The organism is Thalassococcus sp. BH17M4-6 (assembly GCF_049323015.1).
GTDB lineage: Bacteria > Pseudomonadota > Alphaproteobacteria > Rhodobacterales > Rhodobacteraceae > Puniceibacterium.
The window spans coordinates 205,267-220,439 of record NZ_JBMPGU010000002.1 but is presented as its reverse complement, the minus strand read 5'-3'; the positions used below and the strand labels follow the sequence as shown (position 1 = coordinate 220,439).

Annotated in this window: 15 protein-coding genes; 9 read left to right on the top strand and 6 right to left on the bottom strand. The window is 63.5% G+C overall.

Annotated features, from left to right (window positions below; all coding sequences use genetic code 11):
* The first annotated feature begins 64 nt into the window (after positions 1-64).
* Genes putA through ACOXXX_RS03485 form a run of 3 tightly spaced genes read left to right on the top strand, consistent with a single transcriptional unit; the run spans position 65 to position 4,659 of the window.
* A complete protein-coding gene (gene putA / locus ACOXXX_RS03495) occupies positions 65-3,490 on the top strand; it encodes a bifunctional proline dehydrogenase/L-glutamate gamma-semialdehyde dehydrogenase PutA (protein WP_422825161.1) in 3,426 nt (1,141 codons plus the stop codon).
* A gap of 57 nt (positions 3,491-3,547) precedes the next feature.
* A complete protein-coding gene (locus ACOXXX_RS03490; protein WP_422825160.1) occupies positions 3,548-4,294 on the top strand; it encodes a rhomboid family intramembrane serine protease in 747 nt (248 codons plus the stop codon).
* Positions 4,291-4,659: a GFA family protein gene (locus ACOXXX_RS03485; protein WP_422825159.1), complete on the top strand. Its 369-nt coding sequence runs from the start codon at positions 4,291-4,293 to the stop codon at positions 4,657-4,659. The genes ACOXXX_RS03490 and ACOXXX_RS03485 overlap by 4 nt, the downstream gene beginning before the upstream one ends.
* A gap of 88 nt (positions 4,660-4,747) precedes the next feature.
* On the opposite strand, the gene ACOXXX_RS03480 is transcribed toward ACOXXX_RS03485, so the two are convergent.
* Positions 4,748-5,539, bottom strand: a complete 792-nt coding sequence (locus ACOXXX_RS03480; protein WP_422825158.1) for an inositol monophosphatase family protein — start codon at positions 5,537-5,539, stop codon at positions 4,748-4,750.
* Between the two features lie 73 nt (positions 5,540-5,612).
* Complete coding sequence (locus tag ACOXXX_RS03475; RefSeq protein WP_422825157.1) at positions 5,613-5,945, bottom strand: hypothetical protein; 333 nt, start codon at positions 5,943-5,945, stop codon at positions 5,613-5,615.
* 391 nt (positions 5,946-6,336) lie between these two features.
* Between ACOXXX_RS03475 and ACOXXX_RS03470 the strand changes: the two genes are divergently transcribed.
* On the top strand, positions 6,337-6,795 hold the full coding sequence (locus ACOXXX_RS03470) for a YHS domain-containing (seleno)protein (protein WP_422825156.1): 459 nt from the start codon (positions 6,337-6,339) through the stop codon (positions 6,793-6,795).
* Between the two features lie 67 nt (positions 6,796-6,862).
* Here ACOXXX_RS03470 and ACOXXX_RS03465 read toward each other — a convergent pair whose 3' ends face one another.
* The 3 genes from ACOXXX_RS03465 to thyX all read right to left on the bottom strand — a co-directional run bounded on the left by ACOXXX_RS03465 (position 6,863) and on the right by thyX (position 10,074).
* Entirely contained in the window at positions 6,863-7,474 is a 612-nt protein-coding gene (locus ACOXXX_RS03465; RefSeq protein ID WP_422825155.1) for an outer membrane protein, read from the bottom strand.
* Positions 7,475-8,050: 576 nt separating this feature from the next.
* The gene (locus tag ACOXXX_RS03460; protein ID WP_422825154.1) at positions 8,051-9,199 is read right to left on the bottom strand and encodes an FRG domain-containing protein; all 1,149 of its coding nucleotides are present in this window, start codon (positions 9,197-9,199) and stop codon (positions 8,051-8,053) included.
* Positions 9,169-10,074, bottom strand: coding sequence for an FAD-dependent thymidylate synthase (thyX, locus tag ACOXXX_RS03455; protein ID WP_422825153.1), 906 nt, complete (start codon positions 10,072-10,074; stop codon positions 9,169-9,171). The genes ACOXXX_RS03460 and thyX overlap by 31 nt, the downstream gene beginning before the upstream one ends.
* Before the next feature lie 200 nt (positions 10,075-10,274).
* Between thyX and ACOXXX_RS03450 the strand changes: the two genes are divergently transcribed.
* From ACOXXX_RS03450 to ACOXXX_RS03430, 5 genes are all read left to right on the top strand, one after another.
* Entirely contained in the window at positions 10,275-11,255 is a 981-nt protein-coding gene (locus ACOXXX_RS03450) for a hypothetical protein (RefSeq protein ID WP_422825152.1), read from the top strand.
* A 4-nt stretch (positions 11,256-11,259) separates the two neighbouring features.
* Positions 11,260-12,663, top strand: coding sequence for a hypothetical protein (locus ACOXXX_RS03445; protein ID WP_422825151.1), 1,404 nt, complete (start codon positions 11,260-11,262; stop codon positions 12,661-12,663).
* Between the two features lie 71 nt (positions 12,664-12,734).
* On the top strand, positions 12,735-13,169 hold the full coding sequence (locus tag ACOXXX_RS03440) for a VOC family protein (protein WP_422825150.1): 435 nt from the start codon (positions 12,735-12,737) through the stop codon (positions 13,167-13,169).
* A complete protein-coding gene (locus tag ACOXXX_RS03435) occupies positions 13,163-13,867 on the top strand; it encodes a DUF1194 domain-containing protein (RefSeq protein WP_422825149.1) in 705 nt (234 codons plus the stop codon). Before ACOXXX_RS03440 ends, ACOXXX_RS03435 begins: the two co-directional genes overlap by 7 nt.
* Positions 13,864-14,562: a DUF1194 domain-containing protein gene (locus tag ACOXXX_RS03430; protein WP_422825148.1), complete on the top strand. Its 699-nt coding sequence runs from the start codon at positions 13,864-13,866 to the stop codon at positions 14,560-14,562. Before ACOXXX_RS03435 ends, ACOXXX_RS03430 begins: the two co-directional genes overlap by 4 nt.
* Before the next feature lie 30 nt (positions 14,563-14,592).
* On the opposite strand, the gene ACOXXX_RS03425 is transcribed toward ACOXXX_RS03430, so the two are convergent.
* Positions 14,593-15,090 (bottom strand): MarR family winged helix-turn-helix transcriptional regulator, encoded by a 498-nt coding sequence (locus ACOXXX_RS03425; RefSeq protein ID WP_422825147.1) that lies wholly within the window; start codon positions 15,088-15,090, stop codon positions 14,593-14,595.
* Positions 15,091-15,173: the final 83 nt, after the last annotated feature.

Sequence of the window (15,173 nt, the reverse complement as noted above, 5' to 3'; positions counted from 1 at the left end):
CCAACCTTAGGTCGAACACACTTCCAACATCGCGTTATCATAGCCCATCATCCCGGAGGACACCATGCCAAGAGACACCGCATCCGACCTGCGCGCAACCATCGACACGCTGACTTACGCAGACGAACCCAAGACCGTGGCCACCCTGCGCGAGGCTGCCGGTCTGAGCAAGGAGGAGCGCGCAGCGATCAGCGCCCGCGCGGCCGAACTGGTGCGCGGCATACGGGGCCACGCCAAGCCCGGCCTGATGGAGGTGTTTCTGGCGGAATACGGCCTTTCCACCGACGAGGGCATCGCGCTCATGTGTCTGGCCGAGGCGCTGTTGCGCGTTCCGGACGCCGAAACCATCGACGCGCTGATCGAGGACAAGATCGCGCCATCGGACTGGGGCAAGCACATGGGGCATTCGACCTCGCCGCTGGTCAATGCCTCGACCTGGGCGCTGCTGCTGACCGGCAAGGTCCTCAAGAAAGACAAGCTGGGCCCGGTGGGCCACCTGCGCGGCGCCGTCAAACGCCTGGGCGAGCCGGTGATTCGCACCGCCGTCGCCCGCGCCATGAAGGAAATGGGATCGCAATTCGTGCTGGGCGAAACCATCGAGGCGGCGATGAAGCGCGCAGCGAACATGGAAAAGAAGGGCTACACCTACAGTTACGACATGCTGGGCGAAGCGGCGCGCACCGAATCCGACGCGCGGCGCTATCACCTGAGCTATTCGCGTGCGATCAACGCCATTTCCGAGGCGGCCAAGTCCGAGGATATCCGCGAAAACCCCGGCATTTCGGTCAAGCTGTCGGCGCTGCATCCGCGCTATGAAGAGACCCAGCACGAACTGGTCATGGATTACGTCGTGCCGCGCCTGCGGACGCTTTGCCAATTGGCGCGCAGCGCGGGCATTGGCCTTAACATCGACGCGGAAGAGGCTGACCGTCTGGCCATCTCGCTCGACGTGATCGAAGCGGTCCTGTCGGAACCGTCGCTGCGCGGGTGGGACGGCTTCGGCGTCGTGGTGCAAGCCTACGGCAAACGCGCCGCGCCGACGCTGGACTGGCTTTACGATCTGGCCACACGGCTGGATCGCAAGATCATGGTGCGGCTGGTCAAGGGCGCCTATTGGGACACCGAGATCAAACGGGCGCAGGTCGCGGGGCTTGACGGGTTCCCCGTCTTCACCTCGAAGGCGGCGACCGACATCAGCTATATCGCCAATGCCAAGAAACTGTTGGGGATGACCGATCGGATTTATCCGCAATTCGCCACCCATAACGCCCATACCGCCGCCGCGATCCTGGAAATGGGCGGCGACCCGGCCAAGTACGAATTCCAGCGTCTGCACGGCATGGGCGAGGCGCTGCACGACATCGTCATGCGCAAGGAAGGCACCCGCTGCCGCATCTACGCCCCTGTGGGCGCGCATCGCGACCTGCTGGCCTATCTGGTCCGGCGGCTGCTGGAAAACGGCGCGAATTCGTCCTTCGTCAACCAGATCGTGGACGAGGATGTTCCCCCCGAGGTCGTGGCCGCCGACCCGTTCGAAGAGGTGCGCGACACCAACCTGCCCACCGGGCCCGAGCTTTTCGCGCCCGAGCGCGTGAACTCCAAGGGCTGGGATCTGCGCCACCGCCCGACGCTCAAGGCGATCGAGGCGGCGCGCGCACCGTTCGAGCGGCACCAGTGGCTGGCCGCGCCGCTGGTCGCGGCGGATGCACCGATGGGCGACACCCAGCCGGTGCCGAACCCGGCCCGGCCGCTTGATACCGTAGGGCAGATCAGCTGGGCCACGCCTGACACAGTGGCCGTCGCCTGCGAAGCGGCGCAGCCGTGGAACGCCGATGCCGCCACCCGCGCGGCGGTACTGGAAAAGGCCGCGGACCTTTACGAGCAGAACTATGGCGAACTTTTCGCCCTGCTGGCGCGCGAGGCGGGCAAGACGCTGATGGATGCCATCGCAGAGGTGCGCGAGGCAGTCGATTTCCTGCGCTACTACGCCAAGCGGGCCGACGGCGCTCCGCCGGTGGGTGTCTTTGCCTGCATCAGCCCGTGGAACTTCCCGCTGGCGATCTTCACCGGCCAGATTTCGGCCGCCCTGGCCGCGGGCAACGCGGTGCTGGCGAAACCCGCCGAACAGACCCCGCTGATCGCGCATCGCGCGGCGGAACTGCTGCTCGAGGCGGGTGTGCCGCCGACCGCGCTCCAGCTTTTGCCGGGTGCCGGCGACGTCGGTGCGGCGCTGACCTCAAACCCCGCGGTGGGCGGTGTGGCCTTTACCGGATCGACCGAAACGGCGCAGATCATTCACCGCAGCATTGCCAAGAACCTGGCCCCCGGCGCGCCATTCATCGCCGAAACCGGCGGTCTGAACGCTATGATCGTGGACAGCACCGCCCTGCCCGAACAGGCGGTCGCGGCCATCGTCGAATCCGCCTTCCAATCGGCGGGCCAGCGCTGTTCGGCGCTGCGTTGCCTTTATGTTCAGGAAGACATTGCGCCGCATTTCACCAAGATGCTGACCGGTGCGATGGACGCCATGCAGATCGGCCGCCCGTGGGAGATCACCACGGACGTGGGCCCCGTTATCGATGCCGAGGCCAAGGCCGGGATCGTCGCGCATGTGGAAGAAGCCGAGGAAGAGGGCCGCGTGATCAAGACCACGCCGACCCCGGATGCGGGCCATTTCATCGCGCCGACGCTGATCAAGGTGGGCGGTATCAAGGATCTGGAGCGCGAGATTTTCGGGCCGGTCCTGCACATCGCCACCTTCAAGGGTGAAAAGATCGACGCGGTGATCGACGCGATCAACGCCACCGGCTACGGGCTGACCTTTGGCCTGCAAACCCGGATCGACGACCGGGTGCAGCATGTGTCGGAACGCATCCACGCGGGCAACGTCTATGTGAACCGCAACCAGATCGGCGCCATCGTCGGCAGCCAGCCCTTTGGCGGTGAAGGGCTTTCCGGCACCGGCCCCAAGGCGGGCGGGCCGGATTACGTCAACCGCTTCCGGCTGCACGATGCTGAAACCGTGAGCGATGGCTGGGACATGGACGACAGCGCGCAGCGGCTGCAAAAGGCGCTGAAGGCGGTGAAACAGGACATGCGGCCCGAACGCACTGAACTGCCGGGGCCGACGGGCGAATCCAACGTGCTTTCCACCCTGCCCCGCCTGCCGGTGCTGTGCCTGGGCCCGACCGCCGACGCGGCAGAAGCGCAGGCGAAGATGGTGCGTGACCTGGGCGGCGACGCCGTCACCGCGACGGGTACTGTCGACCCGGACGCCCTGACGTCGCTGCACGGCTTTTCGGGTGCGATCTGGTGGGGCGACGCGGCGACAGCGCGGGCGTACCGCGCGGCGCTTGCGGACCGCAAGGGCGCGATCCTGCCGCTGATCACCGGCGCGCCCGACCGCGGCCACGCCCGGATGGAACGGCACGTCTGCGTCGACACGACGGCAGCGGGCGGCAACGCCAAGCTGCTGGCCGGCGCCTCCTGACCCCAGAAATGCGGCGGGGTGTCTTGACGCCCCGCCGATTTCCGCCAAGGTCGGGGCATGTTTCCGATACGCGATCACAATCCGTCGGGGCGCACGCCCTATGTGACCTACGCCCTGCTGGTCGCCAATATCCTTGTCTTCGTCCTGCAATACGACCTTTTCAGCAATGACCGGGCGCTGTGGGCCTTTTACTACGACTGGGCGCTGATCCCTGCGCGGATCAGCGCGGGCGAGGCTTATACCGGGTTTGTCACCTCGATGTTCCTGCATGGCGGGTTCATGCACCTGGCCGGTAACATGCTGTTTCTGTTTATCTTCGGCGACAATGTCGAGGATGAGATGGGGCATTTCGGCTTTGCCGTCTTCTATCTGGTCAGCGGCGTCGGCGCGGGGCTCGCGCAATATCTGGTGGCGCCGTATTCGCAGATCCCCACTGTGGGCGCCTCTGGGGCGATTGCCGGCGTGATGGGGGCCTATCTGCTGCTCTTTCCCAAGGCGCGGGTCGATATCTTCGTCTTTTTCATCGTCTTCTTCCGCATCTTTCCGATGCCCGCCTGGATCATGCTGGCGCTGTGGTTCGGGATGCAGATCTTCGGCGGCTTCGGATCGCCCGCAGATGCGGGCGGCGTGGCCTACTGGGCCCATGCCGGGGGTTTTGTCATCGGGCTGATCCTCGCCCTGCCGCTGTGGCTGCGCCTGGGCGGCACGCGGTTCTGGGACCGGACCGATGGCCACCCGCCGCATCCGGAGGCGAAATACCAGCTGAGCCGCAGCCGCATCCCGGCCGTGAGACGACGCCGATGACCGAACCGCTGAGATTGACCTGCCACTGCGGCGCGGTGGAATTGCGCGTGACCCTGTCAGAAGGGTTGGAGGCCGCGCGGCGTTGCGACTGTTCTTTCTGCCGCAGGCGTGGCGCGCCCGCCGTCAGCGTGCCACTGGACGGGCTGGAGATCGTCAAAGGCGCGGAGACACTGACGCGCTACCAATTCGGAACGATGACGGCGCAGCATCATTTCTGTTCGGTCTGCGGCATCTACACCCATCACCGGCGCCGGTCGAACCCCAACGAATACGGGGTGAACATGGCCGCCATCGACGGTGTGAACCCGCGCGACTACGACCCGATCAAGTGGCACGACGGGGTCAATCACCCGTCGGATGCCTGACACGGGATCGCGCTGACGCGCGATGCGAGAGGCCAGCCTCTCGCGCTCTCCGAGGTTATTTGAACCGAAGAAGGGTGGACGCGCGGCGTCAGACCTTGCGGATGATCCCTGCGAAATGATCGAAAAGCGCACCATTGGCGCAGAGCACCGTGCCATCCTCGAGCGGTTTTTGCGCCTCGCGCACGCCCTGCACCAGCGCGCCCGCCTCTGACGCGATGAGCAGACCGGCGGCGATGTCCCAGATCCTGAGTTCACGCTCCCAGTAGCCGTCGTAGCGCCCCGCCGCCACGTAGGCGAGATCGAGCGCGGCGGACCCGAACCGCCGCACGCCTGCGCATTCCGGCATCAGCTTGGCCAGGTCCTTGAGCGTGGCTGGCAGCGTGTGTTTCGCGGCGAAGGGCACACCGGTGGCAAAGATCGCCTCGCTCATCCGGGTGCGGCCCGAGACTCGGATGCGCTTGGAATCGTTGAGCCAGGCCCCGGCGCCCTTTTCGGCATAGAACATTTCGTCCTTGGCCGGGTCAAAGACCACACCCGCCACGATCTGGCCCTTGTGTTCGAGCGCGATGGAAATCGCCCAGTGCGGCAGGCCATGCAGGAAGTTGGTGGTGCCGTCCAGCGGGTCGACGATCCAGCGGCGGGTGGGGTCTTGCCCGTCCTGTTCGCCGCCCTCTTCGGCCAGCCAGCCATAGGTCGGGCGCGCGCCCATCAGTTCCTCTTTCAGGATCTTCTCGGCGGCCAGGTCGGCGCGGCTGACGAAATCGCCCGCGCCCTTCATGGACACCTGCAGGTTCTCGACCTCGCGGAAATCCTTGACCAGAGAGCGCCCCGCCTTGCGCGCGGCCTTGATCATGATGTTGAGATTCGCGCTGCCCTGCATGTGCCCGGCCCTTGTTCCATATCAGGCCGCGCGTATACGCGGCCTGACCGGGCTTGCCAAGGGCCGGTTCGGCCTAGCGGTAGACGACGCCCTTTTCGCCCGCGGGGGCATAGGCGCGCGGCGCATGATAGACGTGCCGCTTGGCCTTGTGGACGCGCTTGTGCCCGCCTGCGCGGTTGACGTAGGGGCCCGCGTTCGGCTCACCACAGCAGATCACGCCGCCCATCGTCACTGGCTGCAGACCGGCGGGGCAATAGTTGGCCGCGGTGGGATAGGAATGCATCAGCACGTTGGAATTGGGGTTATGCGTCGCATCGCCCTTGTAGGCGTCATCCCAGGCCAGCGCCGCGCCGGCGCTCAGCGTCAGTGCCGCAACGGCGGCGGTGATGGTTTTGGTGAAAGTCATGGCGTCCCCCGTATGAACAAAGTCTGATGAATGTCTGCAATCAACGTACCAAGCGGGGCAAATTAGTCAAATTATTCAGACAGAAACGCAATGTTTCCCGGTGTGGTTTCAGCGCGGCGGCGCGCGCTTTTGCGATGTTACAGGCGGATGGCGCGCGCCGGGGCGGAAATGTTTCAACGCCGACTTCGGCGCGCGCGGTGGATTGATCCCGAAGGCGAGGGCATTCTGTCACGTTCGCAATGCGTTAGCTACGAAACCCGCGGCCCCTTTAGCGTGCCGCCCGACAACTCGCGGCGGCCCACGGCGGCTCACGTCCGCTTGAACCCGACTGGCAGGCGTCAGGCGGAAGGCGCATTATTTGACGCAGGATGACCCCGAAAGGACCGCTGCCATGACCCTCTCCCGTCGCCAGACTCTTGGCCTTGCCCTTGCCGCGCCTGCGCTGCTGCTGTTGCCCCGCGGGGCGGCGGCGCGCGAACCCGAGGTGTTTCAGACCAGGACCATCGCCATCAACGGCACCGATCCGGTGGCCTATTTCACCGCAGGCGGCCCGGTGGCGGGCGATGCCGCGCACGAACTGATGTGGCGCGGCGCCACCTGGCGCTTTGCCTCGGCTGCCAACCGCGAAGCGTTCGAGATGAACCCGATGCGCTATGCCCCGCGCTTTGGCGGCTATTGCGCCTATGCGGCCTCCAAGGGCTACCTCGCGCCGACGCAGCCCGAGGCCTGGACGGTCTACGAGGACACGCTCTACCTCAATGCCAACCTGCGCGCGCGGGAGCTTTGGCTGCAGGACATCCCCGGCAACATCGCCAAGGGCGAGGCGAACTGGCCTGCCATCCTGGGCTGACACGCAGGCATGAAAGCGCCCGGCCCCCTTGCGAGGACCGGGCGCATCATGGTGGACACCGACCGCATCAGAAGCGGTAGTTGACCGACACGTTGGCGGTGGTCGCGTTCGCCTCGAGTCCATCCAGTTCGAAATCGTCGAACTTGTGATAGACCACTTCGGTCCCGATCGTGACGTTGTCGGTCACGAAGCGTTCGGCGCCCAGACCCACGAAGTAGCCGTTGGAGTCGCCGACCGACGCGCTGCCGTCTTCGGTGATCGCCCGGGCCAGGCCCGCCGTGCCGTAAAAAAGGTTGTCGCCGTAGTTGTAGCCGCCGCGGCCGCCCAGGCGGACCACCTTGTCGACGGTCGCGACACCGTCAAGGTCGATGTCGGCCTCGTCGTATTGCAGGCCGCCGCCGAGGACGTAATTGCCAAAGTCGTAGTCGTAATAGGCGCGCAGACCGTAAAGGCCGCCGTCGCCGTCAAGCTCTGCCGCATCGTCGGTGTCGACCTTGCCAAAGCCCAACTGACCCCCCAGCGAGAAGCCGGTGAAATCACGGTCGCGGATCGGCGCGACCGGAGTGACCGCAGGGGCCGTCGGCGCGGGTTCGACCATGGCGATGTCGGCGTTCCCGGCAAAGGCGGCGGGGGCCGCGATGGTGCCCAGAAGGGCGGTGAGTGCGAGGGTGCGTTTCATGAGATCGCTCCATTTCCTGTTTGTTTTCCGGCACATCGTCGCCAGTTACAGGAGGGAAATGGGCACGCGGGCCGGTTCGTTCCACCACGATGCGGTCACGGCTGCGTGGCGACTTTTCTGCGACGCGGCGCGGAAATTTGTGCGCGGCAGGGAACCGGCAAGGATCAGCGCATGACCCCGCGTGACGCCCCGCACAGACTGACATATTCCGCCCCCTCCGGTCACAAACCGAGAGGACGGGCGGCGAAGCTGACCACGCGTCAACCGGCGACCCGCTTGCCGGAGCCGTGCCAGCGCCGACCCGCGGGATGGCGCTGCTACAGGAGTTCTGTGCGCTTTATGGTTGCCCGGTTCGGAAGACCTCTGAACGAGGCGCTTGGGTCGACAAAGCGCCAACCCGTCTCGCCGGAGGCGAGCCGCCCAATATCGGCGCACCTTCGGTGCGACAGGCGGGTCGGCGCTGGCACGGCGGCCTGCGGCCTTGATTCCGCGCTGGGGTGGTTTGATGGGCGAAACTGAGCAATATCAGTCAATTTCCGTAAAAATAGATATTCTACTCGATAAACCCACCTAATATTAGAAATATCTATGCCTCAACTCTTCACAAATACTATCCAAGCCTGGGAAAAGAGTAGACTTCGTTATCCCCATTAAACGCAGGTCGGACAAAGCTTTATCTTTCTCTTCAACAGGAAGATCAAACGCGTGTAAGTACCGGTTACCACTTCGTTCTTGGTATTCGATGAATTCCTCAATATTCTCTAAATTAGTTAAACTCAGCAAGCCTTGCTGCGGAATTGCACGATCGTTTTCAATTGATAAGGCCTCCAAAAAAGAAAAATGAGGGCGCATAAATGTCAAGGTCTGGTGCTGAGGAAATTTCTCAGTGTAAGTGTCGATGTCAAATGCGTATATTCGAACTATCGCGCCCGTATGTTTGTCGGTCACACCCGAGTAAGCAAAATAAGCGGCAATGTAAGGTGAGTAAGTCCAATCCAGCAATGGCGTTGGAAATCCATGATGCTGGGCCAAATTCATGAAAGCACCGTTTTCAAATGGTTTACTTAAGTCAAACACGTGACGAAGTCTAGAGCTCGTTGCTCGCTGAAGTCTTGGTATGTCTTCGCTCAAATATCTATTCAGATCACGCCTTCTTGTTCGGTGAAATGAAGTCTTAAGTGACCATTTTTCAGATTGCCCCCGGTAAACAAGCCTACTTGGATTGAGATCCGAAACGTATTTCTGAAAGTCATTCCAGTTCGTGACCTCCGCTTCTGATGCAAGAGATGATTTATCGTCGCCACTTTTACGCCTTAGCGCCACACTTCCGCCGGTTCCTTTATTTGTTTCCCATGTCAATTTTGCTTCTATTTGGTCAATTGGTGAAAAAGTTGCTGTAACTTTAGTGGGAAGGTCTATATCCGGAAATCTCTCACCTAACTCCGTCCAAGTCGGGAAGTAGCCCAAATCACTGACAAAGTGCCCCACATCCTCCTCGATCGAAAACTCAACAAACTCGTTTACTACATTGATTTTGGCGAACGATGCCGGAATACGGTCGTCTTCAGGAAATAAATATGCTGAACCACACGCTCGATCTTTCACAGCGTCCAAATCGATCACAACAAGTGAACTCGGATCACCAATATTACGACCCATCCACTGACCAGATAACGAATTGACTTGTTCCTCCATCACCCCAAAACCCCCATAAACTCCCGCCATTCCCCCTTGCTCATGCCGGAGGTTTCCTGCGTCACCTCTTCACCTTTCAGCATCCGGCGCACACACTCAAGGGCTGTGCCGGAAAGAGTTGCACCGCCCATGCGGTAGTCCTCGAACGCCTTGTAGGCGAACGGCACCCAGTCGGCGACGACGGCGCAGATCGCGTCGGCATAGACGCGGATTTCGTACTGGGCGTGGGCATCCGCGCGCAGGCGCAGGAAGTGCAGGAGGTTGTGCAGGTCCACCTTCCAGTACCATTGGGTGTAGATGTTGGCGGGCAGGTTCATCCGGGCGAGCTCGCGGGCCAGCCCCTGCTGGCCGTCCTGAGAGATCATCTCTTCATAGTGATCATAACAGCGCATCGCGTCGTCGCGCAGGTAGCGCAGCACGCGGTCCGCTTCCTCTCCGCTCAGCGCCTCGCCCCGGCCCTGGTTGTTGATCACCGACTGGGCGTTCAGCGCATCGGGCGCCGGGATATAGAATTCGCGGTCGAGGATCGAATAGCGGGCGGAGTATTCGTTCACGTTGGCGGTGCGGTGGCGGATCCACTGGCGCGCGACGAAAACCGGCAGTTTGACGTGCAGCTTGATCTCGCACATCTCGAACGGGGTCGAATGCCAGTGCCGCATCAGGTAGCGGATCAACCCTTCGTCGTTCTGCACCGACTTGGTGCCCTTGCCATAGCTCACCCGCGCGGCCTGGCAGATCGCGGCATCGTCGCCCATGTAGTCGATGACCCGGACAAAGCCGTGATCGAGCACGGGAATGGCCGTGTAAAGGTGCTGTTCCATGCCCGCGGCGGTGGCGCGCAGCGTCTGCTGGGTCGTCCCGCGTTGCGCGTCGATTTCAGCCTGTTGGTCCGCAGACAGGGGCATGGCGAATCCTTTCCCACCAGATGAGTCGAACCTCACTATATCTGGATGAACAGGGTCTAGAAACAACCAGATGCGGTGGCGGCAAAAGCGCCTCAGTCAGGCGATTTCGCGATGCCGCGTTGCAGTCCGACATTGACTTTCACCTGCAATGCCCGGACTTTCCTCGCAAAACATCAAAAACGACCCGAGGCAGCAGAACAATGATCCGCACATTCATGGTGATTCTCGCGCTATTGCTGGCAGCTGGCTGCAGCGGTGGCGGTGGCGACGTGCTCAAGAATGACACTGAAGAAGAGACCGAGGAAGAGACCGGCGAGGAAACCGAAGCCGAAGCGCCGGGCGTCCCGGACGAGCTGTCGCAGAACCTCGCGTCTTTCGCCTTCAGCCCGGACAAGAGCAGCGTGACGGTTGAAATCGCGGGCATCGACAGCACCCCGGTCGAGGTCACGTACAACCGCAATCCCAACCTCGATACCGCAGGCTACCTGGCTTACACGGTGCAAGAGGATGCGCTGGACCGGCTGTTCGTGGCCCTGGGGGCGGAAAGCCCCGATGGCAGCACCCGCGCGGCGATCGTGTCGGACGGCGGCCAGTTCAACCGGGTGATCCAGGGCGGCTATTACGAACGCGACGGCAGCTACAATCCCCCTGATGTCGGCCCCGGGCCGGGCCAGGGCCAGGTGTCCTATGCGGGCGGCTATGCCGGGATCACCAACATCACCAGCGCCAACGGGTCCGAGCTGATCGAGATTCCCGACACGGTCGATCCGGACACGCTTCCCGATCTGCCGGGCCAGGCCGCCATCGTGCGCGGCCTGATCTTCATCAACGCGAACTTTGCCGAAAACAAGGTGAACGGCGGCATCTACAACCGCATTCTGGTCAGCCCGATCGACGGAACCGACGCGCAGCAGCTGGATGATATCGCCCTGATCATCACCGATATCGACGAGAACGGCGAATTCCTGGGTGAGGTCGAATTCGACGGCTTCCCGGACCGCAGCATCGGCAGCTACGGCGGCATTTTCGGGGGCGAGAATGCCAGCTTCGTGGCCGGGATCGTGGCGCTCGATGAATTCGACGAGGACCGCACCGGCGAGATCGAAATCGGCGTCTTCGTCCTGACCCAGTGCGGGCAGACCGGCGATGCCGAAGTCTGCGACATCGTCGAACCGGACTGATCCCATGCACCGCGCGGTCCTGACGGCGGTTCTGGCGGCGGGCCTGATGGCCCCCGCCCTGCCCGCGACGCCGCAGGCCCCGGCCACTGCGGACGCGGGCGAAGAGGTGGTTCTGAGCCTTCCCGAAATGCGCGTGGCCGCGGCTCGCGCCGTGCGGGCGGGCGCCTTCGAACTGGCGCTTGGCATCGCCCGCGCGATGCTGGTCGCCGACCCCGAGGACAGCTATTCGCATTTCATCATCGCGCAGGTCTTTCTGCGCAACGGCCAGCCCGAGGAGGCGCGCCCCGCGGCGCGAATGTCGTACAAGCTGGCCAAGACACCGGTCCAGAAACACGAGGCCGCCCGCATCGCCGCGCTGACCGCGGCGCGGCAGGACCGGTTCTTTCCCGCGCAGATATGGATGCGCCGCGCCCTGCACACCGCCCCCAACCCGGCGATGAAGGCGCGCGCCGCGCATGAATTCCGCGCCGTTCGCTGGGCCGCCCGGCTGCGGCTCAACGTCGGGCTGTCGGTGACGCCATCGTCGAACGTCAATGGCGGATCGTCCGAAGAGATCAACACCGTCGATGGCTTTCCCATCGTGGGCGTGCTGTCGCCCGATGCGCAGGCGCTGTCGGGCACCGTCGCGCGCGGCGATCTGCGGCTGCGTTACCGGCTGCACCGGTCCGAGACCTCGCAGACCAACCTGCGCACCAGCCTGCAGGTCAAGCGCGTGAAACTCAGCGACGACGCCAGAAAGAAGGCGCCGAACGCCAAGGGCTCGAACTACGACACCACCCTGATGGAAATCGGGCTGAGCCACACCCAGAAACTCACCGATAGCGGCACGTATCTGAGTGGCGGGCTGTTTCTGGGCCGGGCGTGGTTCGGCGGCGATGTGGGGTATGATTACGGCCGGGCCGAGACGACGCTGACCCACCGCTCCAGTGACGCGACGGCGCTGAGCTTTGGCCACGTGCGCCAGCAGCAGTGGAACGACAGCGGCCCCTATTCCGATATCCGCACCACCGGCTGGCGCGCGGCGCTGGCGCAGCGGCTGGGCAACAAGGACCGCCTGACGCTGAGCCTTGCCACCACCAAGAGCGTGTCGGACAACACCCAGCAGACCAGCGACACCCAGACCATCCGGCTGGATTACGACATGGCGCGCGCTCTGGGGCCGGTGCGGCTTTCGGGCGGGGTCGTGGCCTCGAAACAGCATTACCCGGATTACCGCGTGATCTTTCCGGTGCCCGGCGGGCGCGAGGATGTGACCCTTGGGGCCAAGCTCGACATGACCTTTCACACGCTCGATTACGCGGGCTTCGTGCCGACGGTGACACTCAGCGCCGAGCGCGGCGATTCAAACGTCAGCCGCTTCGACACCGACGAATTTTCGATCTCGGTGGGGTTTCAATCGGCCTTCTGAAGACGTGACGCATCTCGACTTATGGCGCGCGGCTGCTAGCCTTGTCCCAAAGCAGCATTCAAGGAGAGATCATGCCGACGCGCTATCTGCACACCATGGTCCGGGTCAAGGATCTGGACGAAACCATCAAGTTTTTCAAACTTCTGGGCCTCAAGGAACGGCGGCGCAGCGAAAACGAAGGCGGGCGGTTCACGCTGGTGTTCCTGTGCCCGCCCGAACAGGATGACGGCACCGCGGATGTGGAGCTGACCTACAACTGGGACGGCGACGACGGGTTGCCGTCCGACAGCCGCCATTTCGGCCACCTCGCCTACACGGTCGAGAATATCTATGACATGTGCCAGCATCTGATGGACAACGGCGTGACAATCAACCGCCCGCCGCGCGACGGGCACATGGCCTTTGTCCGGTCGCCCGACAATATCTCGGTCGAGCTGCTGCAGCAGGGCGATGCGCTGCCCAAGCAGGAACCCTGGGCGAGTATGGAGAATACCGGCCATTGGTAAGGCTTCTGGGTCTTTTGTTCTTGCTCTGGGCCGCCCCCCTGGCGGCCCAGGGAAACTGTCGTCTGGCCCTGTTGCTGGCGCTGGATGTGTCGTCTTCGGTCGATGCCGCCGAGCACGATCTGCAAAAGACCGGCGTCGCCGCGGCGCTGGACGATCCCGACATCCGTCACGCGATCCTGCGCGGGGGGCCTGGCCTTGTCGCCCTCGCCGCTTATGAATGGAGCGGCCGGCGCCAGAATGCCGTCGTGCTGGACTGGACACTTCTGACCGATGACGCGGCCATCGACGGCGCGGTGTCGACGATCCTCGCCGCACCGCGCAGCCAGACCCGGTTTCCCACCGCAATGGGCTATGCGCTCGGATTCGGGGCGACGCTGCTGCGCCGCGCGCCCGCCTGCGACCGGCGGGTGATCGACCTGTCGGGCGATGGGATTTCCAACGATGGGTTCGGCCCGGAACTGGCCTATCGGCACTTTCCCTTTCAGGATGTGACGGTGAACGGTCTGGCGGTTCTGGGCGCCGATCCGCAGGTGCAGGATTATTTCGAGGATTTCGTCCGCTTCGGTGCCGGAGCCTTTGTCGAGACGGCGACCGGCTATGACGGCTATCGCCGCGCCATGACGCGCAAGCTTTACCGCGAAATCAATGATCTGCAGGTCGGCAGCCGCGCCGTTCCCCACCCCGAGCGGCCGGGATGATCGCGGCGCTTGCGGTTCTTCTGCTGACCCTTTGGGCCAGCGTTGCCGATGCCGCCTGCCGCCAGGCGCTGGCCCTGGGGCTGGATGTGTCCGGCTCGGTCGATGCAGAGGATTACGCGCTGCAGATACAGGGGCTGGCGGGCGCGCTGACGCATCCCGAGGTGCGCGCCGCCCTTCTGACCATGCCATCCGCCCCGGTGGCGCTCGCGGTCTTTGAATGGAGCGGGCCGGAGGATCAGCGCCTGACGCTGGACTGGACCGACATCACCGATGCCGACGCTCTGGCAGACGTGGCGGCCCGACTGCGGAGCGCCGCACGCGCGTCTGGCGATCCGTCGACCGCACTTGGCAGCGCCTTGCGCTATGGCGGCGGTCTGCTGCGCCAGCGCGGGGCCTGCTGGAAACGCACGCTTGATCTGTCGGGGGACGGCAAATCCAACACCGGCCCCCGCCCGCAGGACAGCCACGATGCCCTGCCCGACGCGGTGACGGTCAACGCGCTGGTGATCGGCGCCCCCGCGCGGGCAGACCAGATCAGCCCCGGAATCGGAGAGCTGAGTGCCTATTTCCGCGCCTACGTGATCCACGGGCCGGATGCCTTTGTCGAAACGGCGCTGGGGTTCGAGGATTTCGAGGCCGCGATGGTCCGCAAACTCAAGCGCGAATTGCAGGGTCAGCTGTTTTCGCGGCGTTGACCGGGCTGCCCGCGGGCTGTCGTTACATCCCTAGTAGATGTACCTGATCTGATCGGTCCAGTACCGCTCCATCCGGCGCAGGGATCCGGTGATATCCTCGATCCCCTCGGGGCCCAGCACGCCCTTGCTGATCAATCCCTCGGCATGGCGGGCAAAGAGCGTGGCCACCACATCGCGGATATTGCGGCCCTTTTCGGTCAGCCGCACGCGCACCGACCGGCGGTCGATCTCGCAGCGCTGGTGGTGCATGAAGCCCATTTCGACCAGCTTCTTGAGATTATAGCTGACGTTGCTGCCCTGGTAATATCCACGGGTCTTGAGTTCGCCCGCCGTCACCTCGTTATCGCCGATGTTGAACAGCAGCAGCGCCTGGACCGCGTTGATTTCCAGCACGCCAACCCGTTCGAATTCATCCTTGATGACATCCAGCAGCAGCCGGTGCAGCCGTTCGACCAGCGCCAGCGCTTCGAGGTATCCGGTCATGAAGCCCTGTTCCGGACCGCCGCCAAGCGAGGGGTGAATGCTCATTATTGTCTCCGCCTTGTTGTTGGCGTCGACAATTGGAGAAAAAGACAAAAAATCGGTTAAACCACGCCGGGATCGCTAAAATA

What these genes read in the sequence shown, in the direction of transcription:
- ACOXXX_RS03490 (WP_422825160.1), top strand. Translation starts at nt 3,548, where the DNA reads ATGTTTCCGATACGCGATCACAATCCGTCGGGGCGCACGCCCTATGTG.
- ACOXXX_RS03450 (WP_422825152.1), top strand. Translation starts at nt 10,275, where the DNA reads ATGATCCGCACATTCATGGTGATTCTCGCGCTATTGCTGGCAGCTGGC.
- ACOXXX_RS03460 (WP_422825154.1), bottom strand. Translation starts at nt 9,199, where the DNA reads ATGGCGGGAGTTTATGGGGGTTTTGGGGTGATGGAGGAACAAGTCAAT.
- ACOXXX_RS03445 (WP_422825151.1), top strand. Translation starts at nt 11,260, where the DNA reads ATGCACCGCGCGGTCCTGACGGCGGTTCTGGCGGCGGGCCTGATGGCC.
- ACOXXX_RS03480 (WP_422825158.1), bottom strand. Translation starts at nt 5,539, where the DNA reads ATGCAGGGCAGCGCGAATCTCAACATCATGATCAAGGCCGCGCGCAAG.
- ACOXXX_RS03470 (WP_422825156.1), top strand. Translation starts at nt 6,337, where the DNA reads ATGACCCTCTCCCGTCGCCAGACTCTTGGCCTTGCCCTTGCCGCGCCT.
- putA (WP_422825161.1), top strand. Translation starts at nt 65, where the DNA reads ATGCCAAGAGACACCGCATCCGACCTGCGCGCAACCATCGACACGCTG.
- ACOXXX_RS03465 (WP_422825155.1), bottom strand. Translation starts at nt 7,474, where the DNA reads ATGAAACGCACCCTCGCACTCACCGCCCTTCTGGGCACCATCGCGGCC.
- ACOXXX_RS03485 (WP_422825159.1), top strand. Translation starts at nt 4,291, where the DNA reads ATGACCGAACCGCTGAGATTGACCTGCCACTGCGGCGCGGTGGAATTG.
- ACOXXX_RS03440 (WP_422825150.1), top strand. Translation starts at nt 12,735, where the DNA reads ATGCCGACGCGCTATCTGCACACCATGGTCCGGGTCAAGGATCTGGAC.
- thyX (WP_422825153.1), bottom strand. Translation starts at nt 10,074, where the DNA reads ATGCCCCTGTCTGCGGACCAACAGGCTGAAATCGACGCGCAACGCGGG.
- ACOXXX_RS03425 (WP_422825147.1), bottom strand. Translation starts at nt 15,090, where the DNA reads ATGAGCATTCACCCCTCGCTTGGCGGCGGTCCGGAACAGGGCTTCATG.
- ACOXXX_RS03475 (WP_422825157.1), bottom strand. Translation starts at nt 5,945, where the DNA reads ATGACTTTCACCAAAACCATCACCGCCGCCGTTGCGGCACTGACGCTG.
- ACOXXX_RS03430 (WP_422825148.1), top strand. Translation starts at nt 13,864, where the DNA reads ATGATCGCGGCGCTTGCGGTTCTTCTGCTGACCCTTTGGGCCAGCGTT.